The organism is uncultured Streptococcus sp., from assembly GCF_901875575.1.
In the GTDB taxonomy this organism is placed as follows: Bacteria; Bacillota; Bacilli; order Lactobacillales; family Streptococcaceae; genus Streptococcus.
The window spans coordinates 111,499-133,939 of record NZ_CABFMF010000011.1; the positions used below are offsets into that span (position 1 = coordinate 111,499).

Consider the following 22,441-nt stretch of genomic DNA (forward strand, 5'->3'; position numbering starts at 1 on the left):
GGAAATTTCCTGCGATTTTTTCAAAAAAATGCGAATAAATAGGTAGGAGGAAACATGAAAGCAGAACTCATTGCTGTTGGAACAGAAATTTTAACAGGACAGATTGTTAATACCAATGTTCAATTTTTATCAGAAAAACTAGCAGAAATTGGGGTGGATGTTTATTTTCAAACGGCTGTAGGAGATAATGAAGGACGTTTGTTATCTCTCCTTGAAATTGCGAGAACACGTAGTAGTCTAGTGATTTTAACAGGAGGCTTGGGACCGACTGAGGACGATTTGACCAAACAAACTTTGGCTAAATTCTTAAGGAAAGAATTAGTCTTTGATTCTCAGGCGCAGGAGAAGTTGGATGTCTTTTTTGCTCAGCGACCAGACTATGCCCGAACACCGAATAATGAAAGACAAGCTCAACTTGTAGAAGGAGCGACTCCACTGCCAAACGAAACAGGACTGGCTGTGGGAGGAATATTAGAAGCCGATGGAGTGACCTACGTCGTCCTTCCTGGTCCACCAAGCGAATTGAAACCTATGGTTTTAAACCAACTTCTACCCAAGTTGATGACAGGTAGCAAGCTGTATTCCCGTGTTCTTCGATTTTTTGGAATTGGTGAGAGTCAGTTGGTCACGATTTTGGCTGATTTGATTGATAATCAAACAGATCCTACCTTGGCGCCTTATGCAAAGACAGGAGAGGTAACTCTACGTCTGTCAACAAAAGCTAGCAATCAAGAAGAAGCAAATCAAGTGCTGGATATCTTGGAAAATCAAATCTTGGATCGCCAGACCTTTGAAGGTCTTTCTTTACGAGACCTTTGTTATGGGTATGGGGAAGAGTCCAGCTTGGCCAGCATTGTGGTAGAAGAACTGAAAAGGCAAGGGAAAACGATTACGGCTGCAGAGAGTTTGACGGCAGGTCTTTTCCAAGCTACCGTAGCGGATTTTTCGGGGGTTTCAAGTATATTTAAGGGTGGTTTTGTGACCTATAGCTTGGAGGAAAAATCAAAGATGTTGGATATTCCTGCCAAGGATTTGGAAGAACATGGTGTAGTGTCTGAATTTACAGCTCAGAAGATGGCTGAGCAGGTACGAATCAAGACCCAGTCTGATTTTGCCCTTAGTTTGACTGGAGTGGCAGGACCAGATAGCCTAGAAGGATATCCAGCTGGGACAGTCTTTATAGGCTTGGCTCAAGAGCATGGAACTGAGGTCATCAAGGTGAATATTGGAGGCAGAAGTCGAGCAGATGTACGTCACATTGCGGTTATGCATGCCTTTAACCTAGTTCGCAAGGCTTTATTAAGTGACTAACTTTTGATATAATAGTAGATAGGTCTGAGGACCATTAGAATGTAGGAGAATAGAATGGCAAAAAAACCAAAAAAATTAGAAGAAATTTCAAAAAAATTCGGGGCAGAACGTGAAAAAGCCTTGAATGATGCTCTTAAATTGATTGAGAAAGACTTTGGTAAGGGTTCAATCATGCGTTTGGGTGAACGTGCAGAGCAAAAGGTACAAGTCATGAGCTCAGGTTCCTTGGCGCTTGACATTGCCCTTGGTTCAGGTGGTTATCCTAAGGGGCGTATCATCGAAATCTATGGGCCAGAGTCATCTGGTAAGACAACAGTTGCCCTTCATGCAGTTGCACAAGCGCAAAAAGAAGGTGGTATTGCAGCCTTTATCGATGCAGAGCATGCCCTAGATCCAGCTTATGCTGCGGCCCTTGGTGTCAATATTGACGAATTGCTCTTGTCACAACCAGACTCAGGAGAGCAAGGTCTTGAGATTGCAGGAAAATTGATCGACTCAGGTGCTGTAGATCTTGTTGTGGTCGACTCAGTTGCTGCCCTTGTACCTCGTGCAGAAATTGATGGAGATATCGGAGATAGCCACGTTGGTTTGCAGGCTCGTATGATGAGCCAGGCCATGCGTAAACTTGGTGCTTCTATCAATAAGACCAAAACAATTGCCATCTTTATCAACCAATTGCGTGAAAAAGTTGGGGTCATGTTTGGAAATCCAGAAACAACTCCTGGTGGACGTGCCTTGAAATTCTACGCATCAGTGCGTTTGGATGTTCGTGGAAGCACGCAAATCAAGGGAACTGGGGATCAAAAAGACACCAATGTTGGTAAGGAAACCAAGATTAAGGTCGTGAAAAACAAGGTGGCTCCACCATTTAAGGAAGCCTTCGTTGAAATCATGTACGGAGAAGGGATTTCTAAGACTGGTGAACTCTTGAAAATCGCAAGCGATTTGGATATCATTAAAAAAGCAGGAGCTTGGTACTCTTACAAGGATGAGAAAATCGGGCAGGGTTCTGAAAATGCTAAAAAATACTTGGCAGATCATCCAGAAGTCTTTGATGAAATCGACCATCAAATCCGTGTTCAATTTGGTTTGATTGATGGAGAAGAAGCTTCTGTAGAAGGTGTTGAAAGCAAAAAAGATAAGGCAGTTCAAGCAGATTCTGTGAATGAAGAAGTGACTCTTGACCTAGGCGATGAGCTTGAAATCGAAATTGAAGAATAATACTCTTCGAAAATCTCTTCAAACCACGTCAGCGTCGCCTTACCGTACTCAAGTACAGCTTACGGCTAGCTTCCTAGTTTACTTTTTGATTTTCATTGAGTATAAGCTATTAAAGTAGTGGAGCAAATCCACTACTTTTTCGATTTTTTGTTTAAGGTCTCAGATCATCTATAGTTTGCTGTTTCTTGTCGCTCCTCTAGAAAGCTGATATAATAGCCTTATGAATAAAAAACGAACAGTGGACCTGATTCATGGCCCGATTCTTCCCTCGCTCTTAAGCTTCGCCTTCCCAATCTTGCTGTCTAATATTTTTCAACAGCTCTATAACACTGCTGATGTCTTAATTGTAGGGCGTTTTCTTGGTCAAGAATCCTTGGCTGCAGTAGGGGCGACAACAGCGATTTTTGACCTGATTGTAGGTTTTACTCTTGGTGTTGGCAATGGGATGGGGATTGTTATTGCTCGCTATTATGGTGCTCGGAATTTTACAAAAATCAAGGAAGCAGTAGCAGCTACCTGGATTTTAGGTGCTCTTTTGAGTATTGTGGTTATGTTGCTGGGTTTTCTTGGTTTGTATCCGCTTTTACAGTACCTAGATACTCCTGCAGAAATCCTCCCTCAGTCCTATCAATATATTTCTATGATTGTGACCTGTGTCGGTGTCAGCTTTGCCTATAATCTCTTTGCAGGTTTGTTGCGATCTATTGGTGACAGTCTGGCTGCACTTGGTTTTCTGATTTTCTCTGCCCTTGTCAATGTAGTTCTTGACTTGTATTTCATTACACAACTGCAGTTAGGAGTTCAATCGGCAGGACTTGCAACTATTATTTCGCAGGGGCTGTCAGCTGTACTTTGTTTCTACTATATCCGAAAGAATGTACCTGAACTACTCCCTCAACTCAAACATTTTAAGTGGAATAAGGCTTTATACGCGGATCTTTTGGAGCAAGGCTTGGCTATGGGCTTGATGAGTTCCATTGTGTCCATCGGCAGTGTGATTTTACAGTCTTCTGTTAATACCTTTGGTGCCGTAATTATTAGTGCTCAGACGGCGGCTCGACGTATTATGGCTTTCGCCCTTCTTCCTATGACCGCTATTTCTGCTTCGATGACGACCTTTGCTTCTCAGAATTTAGGTGCTAAGCGTCCAGACCGTATTGTTCAAGGTCTTCGAATCGGCAGTCGTTTAAGTATGTCCTGGGGAGTTTTTATTTGTGTTTTCCTCTTTTTTGCCAGTCCAGCCTTGGTTTCCTTCTTGGCTAGTTCGACGGATAGCTACTTGGTAGAAAATGGAAGTCTCTACCTGCAAATCAGTTCAGCTTTTTATCCTATTTTGAGTCTTTTGCTGATTTATCGCAATTGCTTGCAGGGTTTGGGACAGAAAGTCCTTCCTCTAGTTTCTAGCTTTATCGAACTAATCGGGAAAATCGCTTTTGTGGTTTTGATTATTCCTTGGGCGGGCTATAGGGGTGTTATTCTTTGTGAACCCCTTATCTGGGTTGCCATGACCATCCAACTTTATTTCTCACTATTCCGTCACCCCTTGATAAAAGAAGGCAAGGCAATCTTAGCAGCCAAAGTGCTATCCTAGTTGGATTTACTGAATAAAATCCATTTCCTCTAGTGAAAATCGAAAAAACTTGTGTTATAATAAGAAAGATCAAAATGTGAAAAAAGGAGATTCCTAATGGGACGTAAATGGGCCAATATTGTAGCCAAGAAAACGGCTAAAGATGGAGCTAACTCTAAAGTATATGCAAAATTTGGTGTAGAAATCTATGTAGCAGCTAAAAAAGGTGATCCAGATCCAGAATCAAACTCAGCTTTGAAATTCGTTATCGACCGTGCTAAACAAGCCCAAGTGCCAAAACACGTTATCGATAAAGCTTTGGACAAGGCTAAAGGAAACACAGACGAAACCTTTACAGAAGGACGTTACGAAGGTTTTGGACCAAATGGTTCTATGCTGATTGTTGATACTTTAACTTCTAATGTCAACCGTACAGCGGCCAATGTCCGTGCTGCCTTTGGTAAAAACGGCGGAAACATGGGTGCTTCAGGTTCGGTTTCATACCTCTTTGACAACAAGGGTGTTATCGTATTTGCTGGTGAAGATGCGGATGCGGTCTTTGAGCAATTGCTAGAAGCAGATGTGGATGTGGATGATGTAGAAGCAGAAGAAGGTACAATCACAGTTTACACAGCTCCAACTGACCTTCACAAGGCTATCGTTGCCCTTCGTGAGTCAGGTATCGAAGAATTCAAAGTGACTGAATTGGAAATGATTCCTCAGTCAGAAGTGGAATTGTCAGGCGATGACCTTGAAACCTTTGAAAAACTTTACAGTGTCCTTGAGGACGACGAAGACGTACAAAAGATTTATACGAATGTAGACGGATTCTAATTTAATCTAGAAAACATGATCCTAAGTGAGAAACTCACTTGGGATTTTTTGAATCAAGAAAATAGTTCTCTAGGAAACTTTTCCTTGACATCTCTTTTCAAAGTGGTAAAATAGTTCCCATGGAAACTTATTTAGTTCCTAGGAGAACTAAATGTGATAGTTAGAAAGGAGTTAGTATGGATAAACCGATGTTAGTCTTTAAGCGTTTTAGTCATCAGATTCATCTCATGGTACAAAGGGAAGCCAAACGTTGTGGTATTGAATTTATGGGTGGACCGCAAGGTCAGGTTGTACGTTTTTTGGATATCCGTGAGGAAAACCAAGACTTGGTCTTGATTAAAGATATTGAGAAGGAACTCAATATTAGCAAGTCTGTTGCTAGTAACTTGGTCAAGCGTATGGTGCAAAATGGTCTGGTAGAATTGGAGGCGAGTTCTAGCGATAAGCGGGCTAAGTTTGTTCGTCTGACGGAAAAATCGCGTTCTCAAATGCAAGAATTTAAGGCCTTTTTTAAACGCATAGACAAGCAGTTGTTGGCAGACGTAGATGAAGGCGAATTACTGATTTTTGAGAAAGTCCTCAATCAATTACAGGAAAATATCAAGAGAATAGGAGGAGATAATGAAGAAATTAGCAAAACGAATTAGTAGAAAAGAATGGGGGATGATTTTACTAGCCATTCTCTTTACCTGCTTTTCGGTCTATCTGGAGTTGGAAGTGCCGACCTATATCTCTAAAATCACGGATTTACTGGGAACTCAGGCTACCAACTTGGATGAGTTATGGCAACCAGCAGGTATGATGGTGGGAATGTCCTTTCTAGCCTTCTTATCCGCAGTTGCAGTTGGATTTTTTGCGTCCAGAGTGGCCGCTTCTTATACTAGTAGGCTGAGAAGTGATATTTTTAACCGAGTTTTGGATTACTCGCAGACAGAGATTAAGAAATTCTCTATTCCCAGTCTCCTAACTCGTACCACCAATGACATTACTCAGGTTCAGATGTTGATTACCATGGGCTTGCAAGTAGTTACGCGTGGTCCGATTATGGCTATCTGGGCTATCGGGAAGATTTTAGGTCGTTCAGAATACTGGCTCTGGGCCGTACTTGTGGCAGTGATTGTCAACGTTTTGATGACAACTGTTTTGATGACGCTAGCCTTTCCAAAACAGTCCTTGATTCAGGGGCTGACAGATAAACTGAACAGTATCACTCGCGAGAGTTTAACAGGTATTCGTGTCGTTCGTGCCTACAATGCAGAGGATTACCAAAATGAAAAATTTGCTGTAGCAAATGATGAATTGACACGCTTGAATTTGTTTGTCAACCGTCTTATGGCCATTCTAAATCCAATCATGATGGGGATTTCAAGTGGTTTGAGTGTGGCGATTTACTGGATTGGGGCCTATGTAATCAACGATGCTGCTGCGACAGCGCGTCTGCCTCTCTTTAGTGACATGGTTGTTTTCATGTCTTATGCCATGCAGGTTGTCATGGGCTTCCTTCTCATGGGGGCACTCTTCATCGTTCTTCCTCGAACTATGGTCTCTGCCAAGCGGATTAATCAGGTTTTGGATTTGCATTCTTCTATCCAAAACCCTGCTCAAGTGCAGCTGGCTGATGAAAACCTCAAAGGTCAGGTCGAATTTAAGAATGTGACCTTCCGCTATGCGGCAAATTCGGAGGCGGTTATTGAGCATGTTAGCTTTAGAGCAGAAGTTGGTCAAACAGTGGCCTTTATTGGGTCAACTGGTTCTGGTAAATCAACTCTGGTCAATCTGATTCCACGTTTCTACGATGTGTCAGAAGGAGAAATTCTGGTGGACGGTGTCAATGTTCAAGACTATGCCTTAGAAGATTTGCGCAACAAGGTTGGTTATATCCCTCAAAAAGCGGTTCTCTTTTCAGGTGATGTCAAGGGCAATTTAGATTTTGGACGCAGTCAAGAAACACCACTTAGTGAGCAGGCTATGTGGCAAGCTCTGGAATTGGCCCAGTCTAAGAACTTTATCGAAGACAAAGAAGCTGGCTTAGCGTCAGAAGTGGCCCAAGGAGGAACCAACTTCTCAGGTGGTCAAAGACAGCGTCTGGCCATTGCGCGTGCCTTGGCTCGGAAGCCAGAAATCCTCATCTTTGATGACTCCTTCTCAGCCTTGGATTACAAGACAGACCGAGTTCTACGCCAAGAGCTAGCTGAAAAAACTAAGTCTATGACCAAGCTCATTGTCGCACAGCGTATTTCAACGATTATGGATGCGGATTTGATTTTGGTCTTGGATCAAGGAAAAGTCGTGGGACAAGGCACCCACAAGGAACTTCTAGATAATAACGAAGTTTACCAAGAAATTGCCTATTCACAATTATCGAAGGAGGAATTGGAACATGGAAAATAAAAAACTGTCGCTCTGGAAACAGAGTAAACCCTATCTTGCAGGTCTCCAGTTTGCCCTTCTAATCGCCTTTCTAGCAACAATCGTATCCAATATCATTACTGTATATGGTCCAACCCGCATCAAGGAAATGACTAATATTATTGCCAGTGGTCTAGAAACAAGTGTGGATGTCGCGGCGGTTGCAGCTATTGGTGGTTTTTTGGCCGTGATTTATGTGATCGGACTTCTATCCAATTATTTGCAGGCCTTTCTGTTTACAACAGCCATTCAACGTTTTTCAGAGCGTTTGAGAACAGCCATTGCAGAGAAAATTAATCGCCTTCCATTAGGATATTTTGATGGACATTCTCAAGGAGATACCTTGTCTCGTGTAACCAATGATGTTGACACTGCAGCCCAGTCCCTTAATCAAAGTCTGGGAACAGTTCTTTCATCTAGTTTATTGGTCTTAGCAGTCTTGGTAACCATGTTTGGGATGAACTGGATTTTAGCCTTGGTGACGGTTGTGTCAACTCTTATCGGTTTTGCTTTCGTGTCCGTCTTTATGGGCAAATCCCAGGGCTTTTTTAAGAGTCAGCAACAGGATTTGGCAGCTGTCAATGGTTATGTGGAGGAAATGTACTCTGGCCATAATGTGGTGACCAGTTACAATGCTATCGAGAGCACGAAAGAAGAATTTACGACATTAAATAATCGTTTGTATGACAGTATCTGGAAATCTCAGTTTATTTCAGGGATTATGATGCCGATTATGATGTTTATTGGGAATTTTAGTTATGCCTTAGTGATTATCGTTGGTGCAGCCTTGGCCTTAAATGGGCACATCAGTATCGGGATTATCGTTGCCTTTATGGCCTACGTTCGTATCTTTTCTCAGCCTCTTTCACAAATCGCTCAAGGGATTACTAGTTTGCAGCAGGCTAGTGCAGCCATGGGACGTGTCTTCGAATTCCTAGCTGAAGAGGAGATGGAAGATGAATCCCATAAAGAAAGACAATTGAGCGATATGAAAGGTCAAGTAGTCTTTGATCGAGTCTCCTTTGGTTATACACCAGAGCGAACCATCATCCATGACTTTTCTGCGACCGCTCATGCAGGTCAAAAAGTTGCAATTGTCGGACCGACTGGGGCTGGTAAGACAACCATTGTCAATCTTTTGATGAAGTTTTATGAGATTGATAAGGGAAGCATCAGTATCGATGGTGTCGATACCAAGGAGATGAAGCGTTCGGAAGTACACGATGCCTTTTCAATGGTCTTGCAGGACACCTGGCTCTTTGAAGGCACTATCCGAGACAATCTTATCTATAACCAAAAGGATATTAGCGATGAGCGTGTGATTGAAGCCAGCAAGGCTGTGGGGATTCACCACTTTATCATGACGCTGCCAGATGGTTATGATACTGTCTTGGATGATACAGTAACCTTGTCTGTCGGACAAAAACAACTCTTGACCATCGCTCGTGCTTTGCTGAAAGATGCGCCACTCTTGATTTTGGATGAGGCGACCTCTTCGGTTGATACACGGACGGAGGAATTGATTCAGAAAGCCATGGACCGTTTGATGGAAGGTAGAACTTCCTTTGTCATTGCCCACCGCTTGTCAACCATCCGCAATGCTGATTTGATTCTGGTTATGAAGGATGGAAATATCATCGAGCAAGGAAATCATGATGAGCTGATGGCGCAAACTGGTTTCTACGCTGACCTCTACAACAGTCAGTTTACAGAAGACCAAGCAGAAGAATAAATCGAAAGAAGGCTTGACGGCCTTCTTTTTCTGCACTATACTAGAAGACAAGTGCTTGCTTGCAAGCAATACTCTTCGAAAATCTCTTCAAACCGCGTCAGCTTCGCCTTGCGGTAGGTATATGTTACTGACTCCGTCAGTTCTATCTGCAACCTCAAAATAGTATTTTGAGCTGACTCCGTCAGTCTTATTTACAACCTCAAAGCAGTGCTTTGAGCAGTCTGCGACTAGCTTGCTAGTTTGCTCTTTGATTTTCATTGAGTATAAAATTTGAGTAAGTGATGAGAAAATATATGAAAAATTATCAAGAATGGTATGACCACGTTGCTGGTAATATTGAGACTAAGCCTTTCTTTCTGACTTTGTTAAGAATTTTTAATCGGTTTATGACAGTAGTTATGCCTATAGTTTATCTAACCTTGTTAGCCACTACCTATCTCCAAGAAGGACTTGGGGAACAGGCCTTGATCTATGTGTTTGTACCTGCATCAGGTTTTGTGATTTTATCCCTTTTTCGTAAGAAAATCAATGCTCCTAGACCTTATGAGGAATGGGGGATTAAACCCTTGCTTGACAGGGATAGTCCTGGTCAGTCTATGCCCAGTCGTCATGTCTTCTCAGCAACCATTATTTCCATGGCTTGCTTGCATGCTAGTTTATCTGTAGGGGTTATCTTGTTGGTCTTGTCAGCTCTCCTCGGTCTAGTGAGAGTCTTAGGGGGTGTGCATTTTCCCAAGGATGTAGTGGTTGGTTATATTTGTGGTCTTGTGTGGGGTGTGATTTTCTTTCTATGTTGACCTGTAAGTTAAGGTAGCCTTACAACCACTTACGGGTCTAAAGTAACCACTTGCTTTTTTGCTCTTGTTTTCTTATTTTTCCTTTGATATAGTAGAGTCAGAAAGGAGATGGAATGAAGTTACGAATCGAAATTGACAGCAATTTAGAGGAAACTGAAATTGTCATCAAGGCAGCGGCTTTGACAGATGAGATTGCGGATTTGCAGCGTCTCTTGCAAGAGTTCAAGTCTCCTAGATTGATTTTTTACAAGGGGACGGGCGAATATTATCTGGACTTGTTGGAAATTCTCTTCTTTGAGACGGAAGGTAGCAAGATTTATGCCCATACCCAGAAAGATGCCTACGAGGTTCGGCTTAAACTCTATGAGTTAGAGGCTATCCTTCCTCGTTATTTTAGTCGGGTATCCAAGTCAACTATCGCTAATATTCAGCAAATCTATTCGGTGGACAAGTCCTTTTCAGGAACGGGCACCATTTCCTTTTATCAGACTCATAAGGAGGTTCATGTGTCACGGCATTACCAATCCCTCCTAAAAGAAAATCTAAGAAACATGAGGTAAGAACATGAAAAAGAAAGCATTTGGTATTGTGTTGCTTATTTTGGCAGCTTTAGTGTTATTGCAGGGGAATTTTGGAATCCCTTCTCTGGGAGGGCACATTTGGCCTTTGATTGGTATTGGATTTTTTGCCTACCAATCAGTTGAGGCTTTGCTTCGTCGTCACCTGACATCAGCAGTTTTTACCGCTCTAGTAGCCTTAATGATTGCAAATCATTTTTATAATATTTTGCCTATCCCAAATCAGTCTTTATTTTGGGCTAGTATCTTAGCAGTGCTAGGTGTTGGCTATCTCACTCACTCAAGTAAGTTTTGGAATGGGAAAAAATGGTGGTATGATGGTGAAAAGACCATTCTGACAGACAAGGAAGTTGCTTTTGGAAGTGGGACTTTCTATAAACAAGATCAAGATCTTGTAGACGACCAAGTAGAAGTTGCTTTTGGAAATGCAAAAATCTACTATGACAATGCAGAGATGTTGGGTGATTTTGCAACTTTAAATATTGAAGTCGCTTTTGGTAATGCAACTGTCTATGTTCCGCAACACTGGCGTGTAGATTTGAAAGTAGAAACATCCTTTGGTGCAGCCAAGGCGGACGCTCCTGTAGGCCCAACCAGCAAAACCTTGATTATTCGCGGGGAAGTGGCCTTTGGGAAGTTAGGAATTGTCTACGTTAAATAAAAAAATCTTCCAATTCCCTTGCAAAAATGAAGAAAGTGTGATAACATAGTACGGTATGTGGTGCTAGCACATCCGCTATATTAGATCTAATAGGAGGAAAACACAATGGCTAAAGTATGTTACTTTACAGGTCGTAAGACTGTATCAGGAAACAACCGTTCACACGCGATGAACCAAACAAAACGTGCCGTAAAACCAAACCTTCAAAAAGTTACTGTTCTTATCGATGGTAAACCTAAAAAAGTTTGGGCTTCAGCTCGTGCTTTGAAATCAGGTAAAGTTGAACGCGTTTGATAATAGAAGTAAGGAGACCTTAGGGTCTTTTTTCTTTTACTGTAGATATAAAATCATTTGAAAAATAGAGTAAATATCCGCTGATACAGTATTCTGCTTTTACACTTGGGCTGAAATATGATAAAATAGAGTATCAACTAGTTGAGGTAAAAAGGATGACTGTAAAAATTAATACAAAAGATGGTCAAATCGAACTAACAGATGAAGTGATTGCAACCGTCGTAGGTGGAGCAGCAACTGAGATTTTTGGTGTGGTCGGTATGGCTAGTAAAAATGCCCTCAAAGATAATTTCCAAGCCCTTCTAGGTAAGGAAAATTATTCCAAAGGTGTCGTCGTAAAAGCGGCCGAAGATGGCAGTATTGCAGTTGATGTATATACCGTGTTGAGCTACGGAACAAAGATTAGCGAAGTGTCAAAAAACATTCAAGAGCGTGTTCGTTTTAGTTTGGAAAACCAGCTTGGAATTACTGCTCAGACTGTAAATGTCTACATTCAAAATATCAAAGTTGTAGGAGAATAAACGTGTCAAAAATTACTACCAGCTTATTTCAGGAAATGGTGCAGGCAGCATCAATTCGCTTGAATAAGCAAGCTGAATATGTCAATTCATTAAACGTCTTTCCAGTTCCAGATGGAGATACCGGGACAAATATGGGAATGACCATCGAAAATGGTGCTAAGGAAGTGGCAGACAAGCCGGCTTCTACAGTTGGAGAGGTAGGCAGCATTCTTGCCAAAGGGCTTTTGATGGGTGCGCGTGGAAACTCAGGTGTTATCACTTCTCAGCTTTTCCGCGGATTTTCACAAGCTATTAAGGACAAAGAAGAGTTGGATGGTCAAGATTTGGCCCTTGCTTTCCAATCAGGTGTTGAAGTAGCCTACAAGGCTGTTATGAAACCAGTTGAAGGAACTATTTTGACAGTTTCTCGTGGTGCTGCTATTGGTGCTAAGAAGAAGGCAGAGCAGACAGATGACGCAGTTGAAGTCATGCGTGCTGCTTTAGAAGGTGCTAAAACAGCCCTTGCTAAAACACCAGACATGCTTCCAGTTCTCAAGGAAGTTGGAGTGGTAGATTCAGGTGGTCAAGGTTTGGTCTTTATCTATGAAGGATTCCTTTCGGCACTTACTGGCGAATTCAGCGCTTCTGAGGACTTTGTAGCTACTCCAGCCAACATGAGCGAAATGATCAATGCAGAACATCATAAGTCTGTAGCTGGTCATGTGGCAACTGAGGACATTACTTTTGGTTATTGTACAGAGATTATGGTAGCTCTTAAGCATGGACCAACTTATATCAAAGATTTTGATTATGAGGAATTCCGTAACTATTTGAACGAGCTTGGAGATTCACTCCTTGTTGTTAATGACGATGAAATCGTTAAAGTTCATATTCATACAGAAGACCCAGGTTTGGTCATGCAAGAGGGTCTTAAATATGGTAGCTTGGTCAAGGTAAAAGTGGACAACATGCGTAACCAACATGAAGCGCAAGTTGAAAAGGAAGCATCTCAAGTTAGTCAACTTACTGAGGAAAAAGAATTTGCTCTCATTGCCGTAGTGGCTGGTCAAGGCTTGGCAGATATCTTCCGTGCCCAAGGTGTGGATTATGTCATCGAAGGTGGGCAAACCATGAACCCTTCGACAGAGGACTTTATCAAGGCTGTTGAACAGGTCAATGCTCGAAACATTATCTTCTTACCAAACAATAAGAATATCTTTATGGCAGCCCAATCTGCTGCAGAAGTTTTAGATCAACCAGCAGTAGTTGTTGAAACTCGTACTTTGCCACAAGGCTTGACAAGTCTTCTTGCCTTTGACCCAAGTAAGTCAATCGAAGAAAACAAAGAACGTATGACAGTAGCCCTTAGTGATGTAGTCAGCGGAAGTGTTACAACAGCGGTTCGTGATACAACTATCGATGGCTTAGAAATCCATGAAAATGACAATCTTGGAATGGTGGATGGGAAAATCCTCGTATCAAATCCTGATATGCACCAAACCTTGACAGAAACATTGAAACATATGTTAGACGAAGATAGTGAAATCGTAACCTTCTATGTCGGTGAAGACGGAAGCGAAGAACTTGCCAATGAAATTGCTCAAGAAATCGCTGAAGAGTTTGAAGATGTAGAGGTCGAAATTCACCAAGGACAACAACCTGTTTACCCATACCTATTTAGTGTAGAATAAGATGAATGAAGAACTGAGAAATCAGTTCTTTTTGTATTTTAAGAAAAAAATGGTATATTTCATATAAAAATATTATTCATAAACAAACGTTAAAATAGAAAATTCAGAAAATTTCTTCTTTTATCTTGAAAATTTTTGAAAAAATGGTATGATAGTAACAAGTTATTTTTAAGAGAAAAGAAAGGGGAATAATGGAGAAAATCAGTTTAGAATCTCCTAAGACGGGGTCTGACCTAGTATTGGAAACACTTCGTGATTTGGGAGTTGATACCATTTTTGGTTATCCTGGTGGTGCAGTCTTGCCTTTTTACGATGCAATATATAGCTTTAAAGGCATTCGACATATTTTAGGTCGCCATGAGCAGGGTTGTTTACATTCAGCTGAGGGTTACGCCAAATCAACTGGAAAGTTGGGTGTTGCTGTCGTCACAAGTGGACCGGGAGCAACAAATGCCATTACAGGGATTGCTGATGCCATGAGTGATAGCGTTCCCCTTTTGGTCTTTACAGGTCAGGTAGCTCGAGCTGGAATTGGGAAAGACGCTTTTCAAGAAGCGGATATTGTCGGGATTACCATGCCAATCACCAAATACAACTATCAGGTACGTGAGACGGCAGATATTCCTCGAATTGTGACGGAGGCAGTGCATATTGCTACAACAGGCCGACCAGGACCGGTCGTCATCGACCTTCCTAAAGATGTTTCTGCTTTAGAGACTGACTTCATTTATTCACCTGAGGTAAATTTACCAAGTTATCAACCGACTCTTGAGCCTAATGATATGCAGATTAAGAAAATCCTGAAGCAACTATCAAAGGCTAAAAAACCGGTATTACTAGCAGGTGGTGGAATTAGTTATGCAGAAGCTGCTGCAGAATTAAATGAATTTGCAGAGCGCTATCAAATTCCCGTTGTGACGAGTCTTTTAGGTCAGGGAACAATTGCAACTAGTCATCCTCTTTTCCTTGGAATGGGAGGGATGCATGGCTCATTTGCAGCTAACATTGCCATGACTGAAGCAGATTTTATGATTAATATTGGTTCCCGTTTTGATGATCGTTTAACTGGAAATCCTAAGACCTTTGCTAAAAATGCTAAGGTTGCCCATATTGATATTGATCCAGCAGAGATTGGAAAGATTATCAATGTGGATATCCCAGTTGTTGGTGATGCTAAGAAGGCCTTGCAAATGCTACTAGCAGAACCGACAGTTCATAACAATACTGAAAAGTGGATTGAAAAAGTCACAAAAGATAAAGAGCGTGTTCGTTCTTATGATAAGAAAGAACGAGTCGTTCAACCTCAAGCCGTTATTGAGCGAATTGGTGAGTTGACCAAGGGAGATGCCATTGTTGTCACAGATGTTGGGCAACATCAGATGTGGACAGCCCAGTATTATCCATATCAAAATGAACGTCAGTTGGTTACATCAGGTGGTTTGGGAACCATGGGCTTTGGGATCCCAGCAGCAATTGGAGCTAAAATTGCGAATCCTGACAAGGAAGTTGTCTTGTTTGTTGGTGATGGTGGTTTTCAAATGACCAACCAAGAATTGGCGATTCTGAACATTTATAAGGTTCCAATCAAGGTTGTGATTCTCAACAATCACTCGCTTGGGATGGTTCGCCAGTGGCAGGAAGCTTTCTATGAAGGTAGAACTTCAGAATCTGTTTTTGATGTCCTTCCTGACTTTCAGCTGATGGCACAGGCTTATGGAATTAAAAACTATAAGTTTGATAATCCTGAGACTCTAGAAGAGGATCTTAAGGTTATAACTGAGGATATCCCAATGCTAATTGAAGTTGATATTTCTCGTAAGGAGCAAGTTTTACCAATGGTACCAGCTGGCAAGAGTAATCATGAGATGTTGGGGGTGAAATTCCATGCGTAGAATGTTAACAGCTAAACTACAGAATCGTTCAGGTGTTCTTAACCGCTTTACAGGAGTCTTGTCTCGTCGTCAGGTTAATATTGAGAGCATCTCAGTTGGAATTACAGAAGATCCAAATGTATCACGTATTACCATTATTATTGATGTAGCTTCTCACGATGAAGTGGAGCAAATCATCAAGCAACTCAATCGCCAGATTGATGTGATTCGCATTCGAGATATTACAGACAAACCCCATTTGGAGCGTGAGGTTATTTTGGTCAAGGTTTCAGCCCCAGCTGAAAAACGGGCAGAAATTTTAGCCATTATTCAACCATTCCGTGCAACAGTGGTAGATGTGGCACCGAGCTCAATTACCATTCAGATGACTGGGAATGCTGAAAAGAGCGAGGCTCTATTACGAGTTATTCGACCTTATGGTATTCGAAATATTGCTCGTACGGGTGCAACTGGATTTACCCGCGATTAATACTCTTCGAAAATCTCTTCAAACTACGTCAACTCTATCTGCAACCTCAAAACAGTGTTTTGAGCAACCTGCGGCTAGCTTCCTAGTTTGCACTTTGATTTTCATTGAGTATAAAAATCCAACTTAAATTTGTTAAACCAGCCTAAAAGACAATAAATAATAGAAAAGAGAGAAAAACAATGGCAGTTCAAATGGAATACGAAAAAGATGTTAAAGTAGCAGCACTTGACGGTAAAAAAATCGCCGTTATCGGTTATGGATCACAAGGTCATGCCCATGCTCAAAACTTGCGTGATTCAGGTCGTGACGTTATTATCGGTGTACGTCCAGGTAAATCTTTTGATAAAGCAAAGGAAGATGGATTTGACACTTATACAGTAGCAGAAGCTACTAAATTAGCTGATGTTATCATGATTTTGGCGCCAGATGAAATTCAACAAGAACTTTACGAGGCAGAAATCGCTCCAAACTTGGAAGCTGGTAATGCAGTTGGATTTGCCCATGGTTTCAACATTCACTTTGAATTTATCAAAGTTCCTGCAGATGTAGATGTCTTCATGTGTGCTCCTAAAGGACCTGGACATTTGGTACGCCGTACTTACGAAGAAGGATTTGGTGTTCCAGCTCTTTATGCAGTATACCAAGATGCAACAGGAAATGCGAAAAACATTGCCATGGACTGGTGTAAAGGAGTTGGTGCGGCTCGTGTTGGTCTTCTTGAAACAACATACAAAGAAGAAACTGAAGAAGATTTGTTTGGTGAACAAGCTGTACTTTGTGGTGGTTTGACTGCCCTTATCGAAGCAGGTTTTGAAGTCTTGACAGAAGCAGGTTATGCTCCAGAATTGGCTTACTTTGAAGTTCTTCACGAAATGAAATTGATCGTTGATTTGATTTATGAAGGTGGATTCAAGAAAATGCGTCAATCTATTTCAAATACTGCTGAGTACGGTGACTATGTATCAGGTCCACGTGTGATTACTGAGCAAGTTAAAGAAAACATGAAAGCTGTATTGGCAGATATCCAAAATGGTACTTTTGCAAATGACTTTGTAAATGACTATAAAGCTGGCCGTCCAAAATTGACTGCTTACCGTGAACAAGCAGCCAATCTTGAAATTGAAAAAGTTGGTGCAGAATTGCGTAAAGCAATGCCATTCGTTGGTAAAAACGACGATGATGCATTCAAAATCTATAACTAATTAGAGAGCAAAGAATTTTGCGAAAACTTTAGCTTCAGCTATTCGTGGGATATTAGTTGTACTTATTTAGGGGTTGAAATCATATGAATATTACCAATTTGTTTTCTATCAAGACAGGATGTGATGAAACTGATAGGCAACTGCAAAAATTATTTTTTCAGTTGGATTTACAATTGGGAGAATTGACAGATCAACTAAGAAAATTAGATTCTGATTTTGTTCCTCGTAGTCAATTTGTAGACACCTTGGATTTGAATGATGTAGAATATAAAGAAATTTTAAACTATTTTATCTTCCATCGTAATGATAGTGAAGAAAGTTTGGCAGAATGGTTATATGATTGGATTTCCACAAATCGTTATGAACTTCCTAAAGAGTTTTCAATTCGTATGGCTCATACATATCATGAAAGTGTTGCTGAAGTTTTCGGAGATGAATAACTAAAAACAGTCATTAGTGACTGTTTTTTATAGAAAAAGAGGTTTTGTATGTTAAGTTCAAAAGATATAATCAAGGCTCACAAGGTTTTGAATGGTGTTGTCGTTAATACACCGCTTGATTATGACCATTATTTATCGGAGAAGTATGGTGCTAAGATTTATTTGAAAAAGGAAAATGCTCAACGTGTTCGTTCCTTTAAAATTCGTGGTGCCTATTATGCCATTTCCCAGCTCAGCAAGGAAGAGCGTGAGCGTGGGGTAGTCTGCGCTTCTGCGGGAAATCATGCGCAGGGAGTAGCCTATACCTGTAATGAAATGAAAATTCCTGCTACTATCTTTATGCCCATTACTACGCCACAACAAAAAATTGGTCAGGTTCGCTTTTTTGGTGGGAACTTTGTCACTATCAAATTGATTGGCGATACCTTCGATGCATCTGCTAAAGCAGCTCAAGATTTCACAGTGTCTGAAAATCGTACTTTTATTGATCCCTTTGATGATATCAATGTTCAAGCAGGTCAAGGTACAGTTGCTTATGAGATTTTAGAAGAAGCTAGGAAAGAATCGATTGATTTTGATGCTGTCTTAGTTCCTGTTGGAGGTGGTGGTCTCATTGCTGGGGTTTCAACTTATATCAAGGAAACAAATCCAGAAATTGAAGTCATTGGTGTAGAAGCAAATGGAGCCCGTTCCATGAAGGCTGCCTTTGATGCTGGTGGGCCTGTTAAACTCAAAGAAATTGATAAATTTGCAGATGGGATTGCTGTACAAAAGGTGGGACAGTTGACCTATGAGGCAACTCGTCAACATGTTCAAACTTTGGTAGGTGTTGATGAGGGATTGATTTCTGAAACCTTGATTGACCTCTACTCTAAGCAAGGGATTGTTGCTGAGCCTGCTGGAGCTACTAGTATTGCATCTTTAGAGGTCTTGTCTGATTATATCAAAGGGAAAACAATCTGTTGTATCATTTCTGGAGGAAATAATGATATCAACCGTATGCCAGAAATGGAAGAGCGTGCCTTGATTTATGATGGTATCAAGCATTACTTTGTGGTGAATTTTCCACAGCGTCCAGGAGCTTTGCGTGAATTTGTAAATGATATCTTAGGGCCAAATGATGATATCACACGTTTTGAATATATCAAACGAGCTAGTAAGGGGACAGGTCCAGTATTGATTGGAATCGCTTTGGCAGATAAGCATGATTATGCAGGATTGATTCGTCGAATGGAAGGATTTGATCCTGCTTATATTAACTTAAATGGGAATGAAACGCTCTATAATATGCTTGTCTGAGGACTAATAAAAAAATATCATATTATTTGCATAACTGATGTAACGGTGTTATAATGAGGGTGAAGAAAGGGGGCGATTCCTATGGACTTAGGAAATCAATCGTGCTGTTTTTCCGACAACTCATTATAACACCTATTATTTTTTGATTCAGAATATATTATTCCAAAAATTAGATTTGCTATATATAAGGAGATTTTTTAGAATACTTGGGTTTATATATAGGTAATCATAAATTAGACTAAATATAATAGATATTCGAAAAAATAATCAGTAATTATGAATGAATCGTTTTGAATTAAGTGAGTGATCAAAGTACTATTGTCAGATGAGAAGTATATAAAATTTTTCAATCTTTACTATAACAAAGGTATAGTCAGTAGTTGTAGAAGGCGTATGGGAAATAGTAAAACTTGATAAAGTAAATAAAAAGTACCAGTTGTACAAATGATAAATTTTACTTGAAGACAGGAAAGCAAGACTAAAAGGAGAAAGAAAAGAAATTTTTTGGAGATAGTATAGGCTGACAACTGTCTCTAATGGACTTGTCGATTTGAAGAGGAAGATAATTAATGAACTGAGAGATAGAACCTGTCTAGCTTAGTTATGAACTGGTATTTAATATACATGAATAAATTTACATAAAAAAGAGTTAATAATACAATTATTTTAAAGTATTTGCTAATGGTTTTTAGCAAGAAAAAACCTATATATTATCGGCTTTAAAAAGATAGTAAGGAAATTCTAAACCATTTATTTTATTGAATATATGTTTTTTTATTGACAAAACACATAAAAACGTATACAATTAAATATCGTAAAGAAGAAAATAGGAGAAGAACATGGCTAAGTCAAACTTTGAAAAAGTAGAAACAGTTGTTGGCTGGGTTCGTGATAAGAAAATCACAGGCTACCGTATCTCTAAAGAAACGAATGCGCGTGAAATGTCTATCATTGCTCTAGCGCAGGGGCGTGCGAAGGTAAAAAATATTTCATTTGAAACAGCTCTAGGTTTAATTGATTTCTACGAAAAAAATCATGAAAAATTTGAAGATTAATCTTTGGATAACGGCGGAATCCTAATGGGAATCTGCCTTTTCATTTTTAGGTATAGTAAAAGACTGCATGAATCATGCAGTCTTTTACTATTATTTAAGATAGCGTTGGAGAAATTCTTTTGTACGTTCTTCTTTGGGATTGGTAAAGAGATCTTCTGGATTTCCTTCCTCCGCAATTACGCCCTTATCCATAAAGATGACACGGTGTGATACATCACGGGCAAATTCCATTTCATGTGTTACGACGATCATGGTCAAGCCTTCTTGAGCAAGGTCCTGCATGATTTTAAGGACTTCTCCAACCATTTCTGGATCGAGAGCAGATGTTGGTTCATCAAAGAGAATAGCGTCTGGATTCATTGAGAGGGCACGAGCGATTGCTACACGTTGTTTTTGACCACCTGAGAGTTGTTTGGGTTTTGCCTGCCAGTAGCGTTCCCCCATACCGACTTTTTCAAGGTTTTCTTTGGCAATTTTTTCAGCTTCTGCGCGTTCGCGTTTAAGAACTGTTGTCTGAGCGACGATTGTGTTTTCAAGAACGTTGAGATTTTCAAAGAGGTTAAAAGATTGGAAAACCATTCCCAACTTTTCACGGTACTGGGTAAGGTCATAACCTTTTTCTAATACGTTGCTACCTTGGTAGAGGATTTCTCCATCAGTAGGAGTTTCAAGTAAGTTGATAGAACGTAAAAAAGTTGATTTTCCGCTTCCAGAGCTTCCGATGATGGAGATAACCTCTCCCTTGTGGATAGTCAGAGAGATATCTTTTAAAACTTCATTTTGTCCATAAGATTTTTTGAGGTGTTTGATTTCAAGAATTGGTTGTTTCATTATTTCAAATCCTCCGTTTGCATTTGGTTAGCACCTGTAGTATAAGTATCCATATCCATACGGCGCTCAATGAAGCGCAAGATACGTGTTACGGTGAAGGTAAGAATAAAGTAGATTACAGCAATGATTGTAAATGTTTGGAAATATTGGTAGGTTTGAGTTGCGACGGTATTTCCTGAGAAATAAAGCTCGACAACAGAGATAACGTTCAATACTGAAGTATCTTTGATATTGATGACAAACTCATTACCAGTTGCTGGTAAGATATTTCGAACTACTTGAGGTAGGACAATCTTACGCATGGTTTGATTATGTGTCATACCAAGAGCAGTTGCAGCCTCAAATTGCCCCTTGTCAACAGCCAAGATACCACCACGGACAATCTCAGTCATGTAGGCACCTGTGTTAATTGAAACGATGAAAATAGCAGCCAGTGTACGGTCAAGATTGATGCCAAAAGCTTGGGCAGTACCATAGTAGATGACCATGGATTGAACAATCATTGGTGTCCCACGGAAGATTTCAATGTAGACGTTAAGAATCCAACTGAAGAACTTTTGTAGTCCATAGATAGCTTTATTTTCTGATAGAGGTGCTGTTCGGAAGACACCAATAGCAAGACCAATAATGAGGCCAGTAATGGTTCCGATGATAGAGATTAAAAGAGTGATACCAGCACCACGCAAGAGTTGTTGCCAGTTCTCAGAAAGAATTTTAGCAACTTGGCTAAAGAAGCTACTGCTAGTTTCTTCAGTTGTTGTAGCTTCGGCAGGTTGCTCTTTAATCATACGATCCATCAGGGAAACTTGCTCATCCTTAGAGATTGTTTCAATGCTAGAATTGATTTGAGAAATGCGGCTGTCATCCTTGCGAAGGCCGATGGCAATAGCAGTATCTTCCTCTCCAGTTTGGAATCCTGGTTCTACTTGGATCATTTTAAACTTAGAGTTAGCTGCTTCTGCTGTCAAAGCCTCAGGGCGTTCTGATACATAGGCATCAATGACTCCAGCTTCAAGAGCTTGGCGCATCTGAGCGAAGTCCCCCATTGCTGTTTCTTTTTTTGCACCCGTAATTTGAGCAATCAAGTCATAGAGGTAAACACCTTGTTGGGATGTGATTTTAGCACCGTTAAAATCGTTTAGACTTTTTGCATTTGCATAGGTGGAATCTTTTTTTACCAGAAGAACAGGCACACTAGTGTAGTAACTGCTTGAAAAAGCAATTTCTTTTTTACGTTCAGCGGTTGGGCTCATACCTGCAATAATCATATCGATTTTTCCAGAAGTAAGAGCTGGGACGAGACCTTCCCATTTAGTTTTGACTACTAAGGGTTCTTTCCCTAAATCTTTGGCGATTTTTTTGGCAATTTGAACATCGTAGCCGTTGGCATATTGGTTAGTTCCATCGATTTTGACAGCACCATTGCTATCATCATCCTGTGTCCAGTTAAATGGGGCATACGCCGCTTCCATACCGATGCGTAAATATTCATCGGCTTGAACAACATTGACAAGCCCTAACGTCAGTAAGAGACTTGCAAAAATAGATAAGTATATTTTTTTCATGTTTTCTCCTATTTCTAATCTATTAAAAAATAACTGTCTCCTATTTTATCGAAAAAAACTCTATTTTTCAATATAGGTAAGCCTTTACTT

Annotated in this window: 22 protein-coding genes; 19 read left to right on the forward strand and 3 right to left on the reverse strand. The window is 40.5% G+C overall.

Going from position 1 to position 22,441, the window contains the following annotated elements:
* Positions 1-54: 54 nt before the first annotated feature.
* From QZ114_RS03110 to QZ114_RS03140, 7 genes are all read left to right on the forward strand, one after another.
* Positions 55-1,311 (forward strand): competence/damage-inducible protein A, encoded by a 1,257-nt coding sequence (locus QZ114_RS03110; RefSeq protein ID WP_295499610.1) that lies wholly within the window; start codon positions 55-57, stop codon positions 1,309-1,311.
* Positions 1,312-1,365: 54 nt separating this feature from the next.
* Positions 1,366-2,532, forward strand: a complete 1,167-nt coding sequence (gene recA / locus QZ114_RS03115) for a recombinase RecA (protein ID WP_295499611.1) — start codon at positions 1,366-1,368, stop codon at positions 2,530-2,532.
* Positions 2,533-2,752: 220 nt separating this feature from the next.
* The gene (locus tag QZ114_RS03120) at positions 2,753-4,123 is read left to right on the forward strand and encodes an MATE family efflux transporter (RefSeq protein ID WP_295499613.1); all 1,371 of its coding nucleotides are present in this window, start codon (positions 2,753-2,755) and stop codon (positions 4,121-4,123) included.
* 96 nt (positions 4,124-4,219) lie between these two features.
* Positions 4,220-4,936 carry a YebC/PmpR family DNA-binding transcriptional regulator gene (locus QZ114_RS03125; protein WP_295499615.1) on the forward strand — a complete coding sequence of 239 codons (717 nt, stop codon included), beginning with the start codon at positions 4,220-4,222 and terminating at the stop codon, positions 4,934-4,936.
* A gap of 176 nt (positions 4,937-5,112) precedes the next feature.
* Entirely contained in the window at positions 5,113-5,583 is a 471-nt protein-coding gene (locus QZ114_RS03130) for a MarR family winged helix-turn-helix transcriptional regulator (RefSeq protein ID WP_049510943.1), read from the forward strand.
* Positions 5,558-7,327: an ABC transporter ATP-binding protein gene (locus QZ114_RS03135; protein ID WP_295499618.1), complete on the forward strand. Its 1,770-nt coding sequence runs from the start codon at positions 5,558-5,560 to the stop codon at positions 7,325-7,327. The genes QZ114_RS03130 and QZ114_RS03135 overlap by 26 nt, the downstream gene beginning before the upstream one ends.
* Entirely contained in the window at positions 7,317-9,077 is a 1,761-nt protein-coding gene (locus tag QZ114_RS03140; RefSeq protein WP_295499621.1) for an ABC transporter ATP-binding protein, read from the forward strand. The genes QZ114_RS03135 and QZ114_RS03140 overlap by 11 nt, the downstream gene beginning before the upstream one ends.
* Positions 9,078-9,164: 87 nt before the next feature.
* Here the strand turns inward: QZ114_RS03140 and QZ114_RS03145 are convergent, their stop codons facing one another.
* Positions 9,165-9,335: a hypothetical protein gene (locus QZ114_RS03145; RefSeq protein WP_295499624.1), complete on the reverse strand. Its 171-nt coding sequence runs from the start codon at positions 9,333-9,335 to the stop codon at positions 9,165-9,167.
* A 35-nt stretch (positions 9,336-9,370) separates the two neighbouring features.
* Here QZ114_RS03145 and QZ114_RS03150 point away from each other — a divergent pair, with 35 nt between their 5' ends.
* The 12 genes from QZ114_RS03150 (at position 9,371) to QZ114_RS03205 (ending at position 19,955) form a co-directional block, all read left to right on the forward strand.
* Positions 9,371-9,874, forward strand: coding sequence for a phosphatase PAP2 family protein (locus QZ114_RS03150; RefSeq protein WP_295499626.1), 504 nt, complete (start codon positions 9,371-9,373; stop codon positions 9,872-9,874).
* A gap of 113 nt (positions 9,875-9,987) precedes the next feature.
* Complete coding sequence (locus QZ114_RS03155; protein WP_295499628.1) at positions 9,988-10,434, forward strand: LytTR family DNA-binding domain-containing protein; 447 nt, start codon at positions 9,988-9,990, stop codon at positions 10,432-10,434.
* Between the two features lie 4 nt (positions 10,435-10,438).
* Positions 10,439-11,113 (forward strand): LiaF transmembrane domain-containing protein, encoded by a 675-nt coding sequence (locus tag QZ114_RS03160; RefSeq protein ID WP_295499630.1) that lies wholly within the window; start codon positions 10,439-10,441, stop codon positions 11,111-11,113.
* A gap of 105 nt (positions 11,114-11,218) precedes the next feature.
* A complete protein-coding gene (rpmB, locus tag QZ114_RS03165; RefSeq protein WP_001140948.1) occupies positions 11,219-11,407 on the forward strand; it encodes a 50S ribosomal protein L28 in 189 nt (62 codons plus the stop codon).
* Positions 11,408-11,562: 155 nt separating this feature from the next.
* Positions 11,563-11,928: an Asp23/Gls24 family envelope stress response protein gene (locus QZ114_RS03170; RefSeq protein ID WP_000216437.1), complete on the forward strand. Its 366-nt coding sequence runs from the start codon at positions 11,563-11,565 to the stop codon at positions 11,926-11,928.
* A gap of 2 nt (positions 11,929-11,930) precedes the next feature.
* Entirely contained in the window at positions 11,931-13,598 is a 1,668-nt protein-coding gene (locus QZ114_RS03175; protein ID WP_295499633.1) for a DAK2 domain-containing protein, read from the forward strand.
* Between the two features lie 191 nt (positions 13,599-13,789).
* Entirely contained in the window at positions 13,790-15,490 is a 1,701-nt protein-coding gene (locus QZ114_RS03180; protein WP_295499635.1) for an acetolactate synthase large subunit, read from the forward strand.
* Positions 15,483-15,959 carry an acetolactate synthase small subunit gene (gene ilvN / locus QZ114_RS03185; protein WP_001253810.1) on the forward strand — a complete coding sequence of 159 codons (477 nt, stop codon included), beginning with the start codon at positions 15,483-15,485 and terminating at the stop codon, positions 15,957-15,959. Before QZ114_RS03180 ends, ilvN begins: the two co-directional genes overlap by 8 nt.
* A 179-nt stretch (positions 15,960-16,138) precedes the next feature.
* Positions 16,139-17,161 (forward strand): ketol-acid reductoisomerase, encoded by a 1,023-nt coding sequence (ilvC, locus tag QZ114_RS03190; RefSeq protein WP_000290685.1) that lies wholly within the window; start codon positions 16,139-16,141, stop codon positions 17,159-17,161.
* A gap of 83 nt (positions 17,162-17,244) precedes the next feature.
* The gene (locus QZ114_RS03195; protein WP_295499639.1) at positions 17,245-17,601 is read left to right on the forward strand and encodes a ketol-acid reductoisomerase; all 357 of its coding nucleotides are present in this window, start codon (positions 17,245-17,247) and stop codon (positions 17,599-17,601) included.
* 48 nt (positions 17,602-17,649) lie between these two features.
* The gene (gene ilvA / locus QZ114_RS03200; protein ID WP_295499641.1) at positions 17,650-18,900 is read left to right on the forward strand and encodes a threonine ammonia-lyase IlvA; all 1,251 of its coding nucleotides are present in this window, start codon (positions 17,650-17,652) and stop codon (positions 18,898-18,900) included.
* An 839-nt stretch (positions 18,901-19,739) separates the two neighbouring features.
* Positions 19,740-19,955 carry a hypothetical protein gene (locus QZ114_RS03205; protein ID WP_180833755.1) on the forward strand — a complete coding sequence of 72 codons (216 nt, stop codon included), beginning with the start codon at positions 19,740-19,742 and terminating at the stop codon, positions 19,953-19,955.
* Positions 19,956-20,045: 90 nt separating this feature from the next.
* Here the strand turns inward: QZ114_RS03205 and QZ114_RS03210 are convergent, their stop codons facing one another.
* Together QZ114_RS03210 and QZ114_RS03215 are read right to left on the reverse strand one after the other, a co-directional pair.
* Positions 20,046-20,786 (reverse strand): amino acid ABC transporter ATP-binding protein, encoded by a 741-nt coding sequence (locus QZ114_RS03210; RefSeq protein ID WP_295499645.1) that lies wholly within the window; start codon positions 20,784-20,786, stop codon positions 20,046-20,048.
* Positions 20,786-22,351 (reverse strand): ABC transporter substrate-binding protein/permease, encoded by a 1,566-nt coding sequence (locus QZ114_RS03215; protein ID WP_295499646.1) that lies wholly within the window; start codon positions 22,349-22,351, stop codon positions 20,786-20,788. The genes QZ114_RS03210 and QZ114_RS03215 overlap by 1 nt, the downstream gene beginning before the upstream one ends.
* Positions 22,352-22,441 lie beyond the last annotated feature (90 nt).

Bases quoted from the DNA above. Each gene is read 5' to 3' on its own strand.
- QZ114_RS03210 (WP_295499645.1), bottom strand. From the start codon at position 20,786: ATGAAACAACCAATTCTTGAAATCAAACACCTCAAAAAATCTTATGGA.
- rpmB (WP_001140948.1), top strand. From the start codon at position 11,219: ATGGCTAAAGTATGTTACTTTACAGGTCGTAAGACTGTATCAGGAAAC.
- QZ114_RS03195 (WP_295499639.1), top strand. From the start codon at position 17,245: ATGAATATTACCAATTTGTTTTCTATCAAGACAGGATGTGATGAAACT.
- QZ114_RS03180 (WP_295499635.1), top strand. From the start codon at position 13,790: ATGGAGAAAATCAGTTTAGAATCTCCTAAGACGGGGTCTGACCTAGTA.
- QZ114_RS03110 (WP_295499610.1), top strand. From the start codon at position 55: ATGAAAGCAGAACTCATTGCTGTTGGAACAGAAATTTTAACAGGACAG.
- QZ114_RS03205 (WP_180833755.1), top strand. From the start codon at position 19,740: ATGGCTAAGTCAAACTTTGAAAAAGTAGAAACAGTTGTTGGCTGGGTT.
- QZ114_RS03145 (WP_295499624.1), bottom strand. From the start codon at position 9,335: ATGAAAATCAAAGAGCAAACTAGCAAGCTAGTCGCAGACTGCTCAAAG.
- QZ114_RS03170 (WP_000216437.1), top strand. From the start codon at position 11,563: ATGACTGTAAAAATTAATACAAAAGATGGTCAAATCGAACTAACAGAT.
- ilvN (WP_001253810.1), top strand. From the start codon at position 15,483: ATGCGTAGAATGTTAACAGCTAAACTACAGAATCGTTCAGGTGTTCTT.
- QZ114_RS03155 (WP_295499628.1), top strand. From the start codon at position 9,988: ATGAAGTTACGAATCGAAATTGACAGCAATTTAGAGGAAACTGAAATT.
- QZ114_RS03150 (WP_295499626.1), top strand. From the start codon at position 9,371: ATGAAAAATTATCAAGAATGGTATGACCACGTTGCTGGTAATATTGAG.
- QZ114_RS03135 (WP_295499618.1), top strand. From the start codon at position 5,558: ATGAAGAAATTAGCAAAACGAATTAGTAGAAAAGAATGGGGGATGATT.
- QZ114_RS03160 (WP_295499630.1), top strand. From the start codon at position 10,439: ATGAAAAAGAAAGCATTTGGTATTGTGTTGCTTATTTTGGCAGCTTTA.
- recA (WP_295499611.1), top strand. From the start codon at position 1,366: ATGGCAAAAAAACCAAAAAAATTAGAAGAAATTTCAAAAAAATTCGGG.
- QZ114_RS03140 (WP_295499621.1), top strand. From the start codon at position 7,317: ATGGAAAATAAAAAACTGTCGCTCTGGAAACAGAGTAAACCCTATCTT.
- QZ114_RS03125 (WP_295499615.1), top strand. From the start codon at position 4,220: ATGGGACGTAAATGGGCCAATATTGTAGCCAAGAAAACGGCTAAAGAT.
- QZ114_RS03130 (WP_049510943.1), top strand. From the start codon at position 5,113: ATGGATAAACCGATGTTAGTCTTTAAGCGTTTTAGTCATCAGATTCAT.
- QZ114_RS03215 (WP_295499646.1), bottom strand. From the start codon at position 22,351: ATGAAAAAAATATACTTATCTATTTTTGCAAGTCTCTTACTGACGTTA.
- QZ114_RS03120 (WP_295499613.1), top strand. From the start codon at position 2,753: ATGAATAAAAAACGAACAGTGGACCTGATTCATGGCCCGATTCTTCCC.
- ilvA (WP_295499641.1), top strand. From the start codon at position 17,650: ATGTTAAGTTCAAAAGATATAATCAAGGCTCACAAGGTTTTGAATGGT.
- ilvC (WP_000290685.1), top strand. From the start codon at position 16,139: ATGGCAGTTCAAATGGAATACGAAAAAGATGTTAAAGTAGCAGCACTT.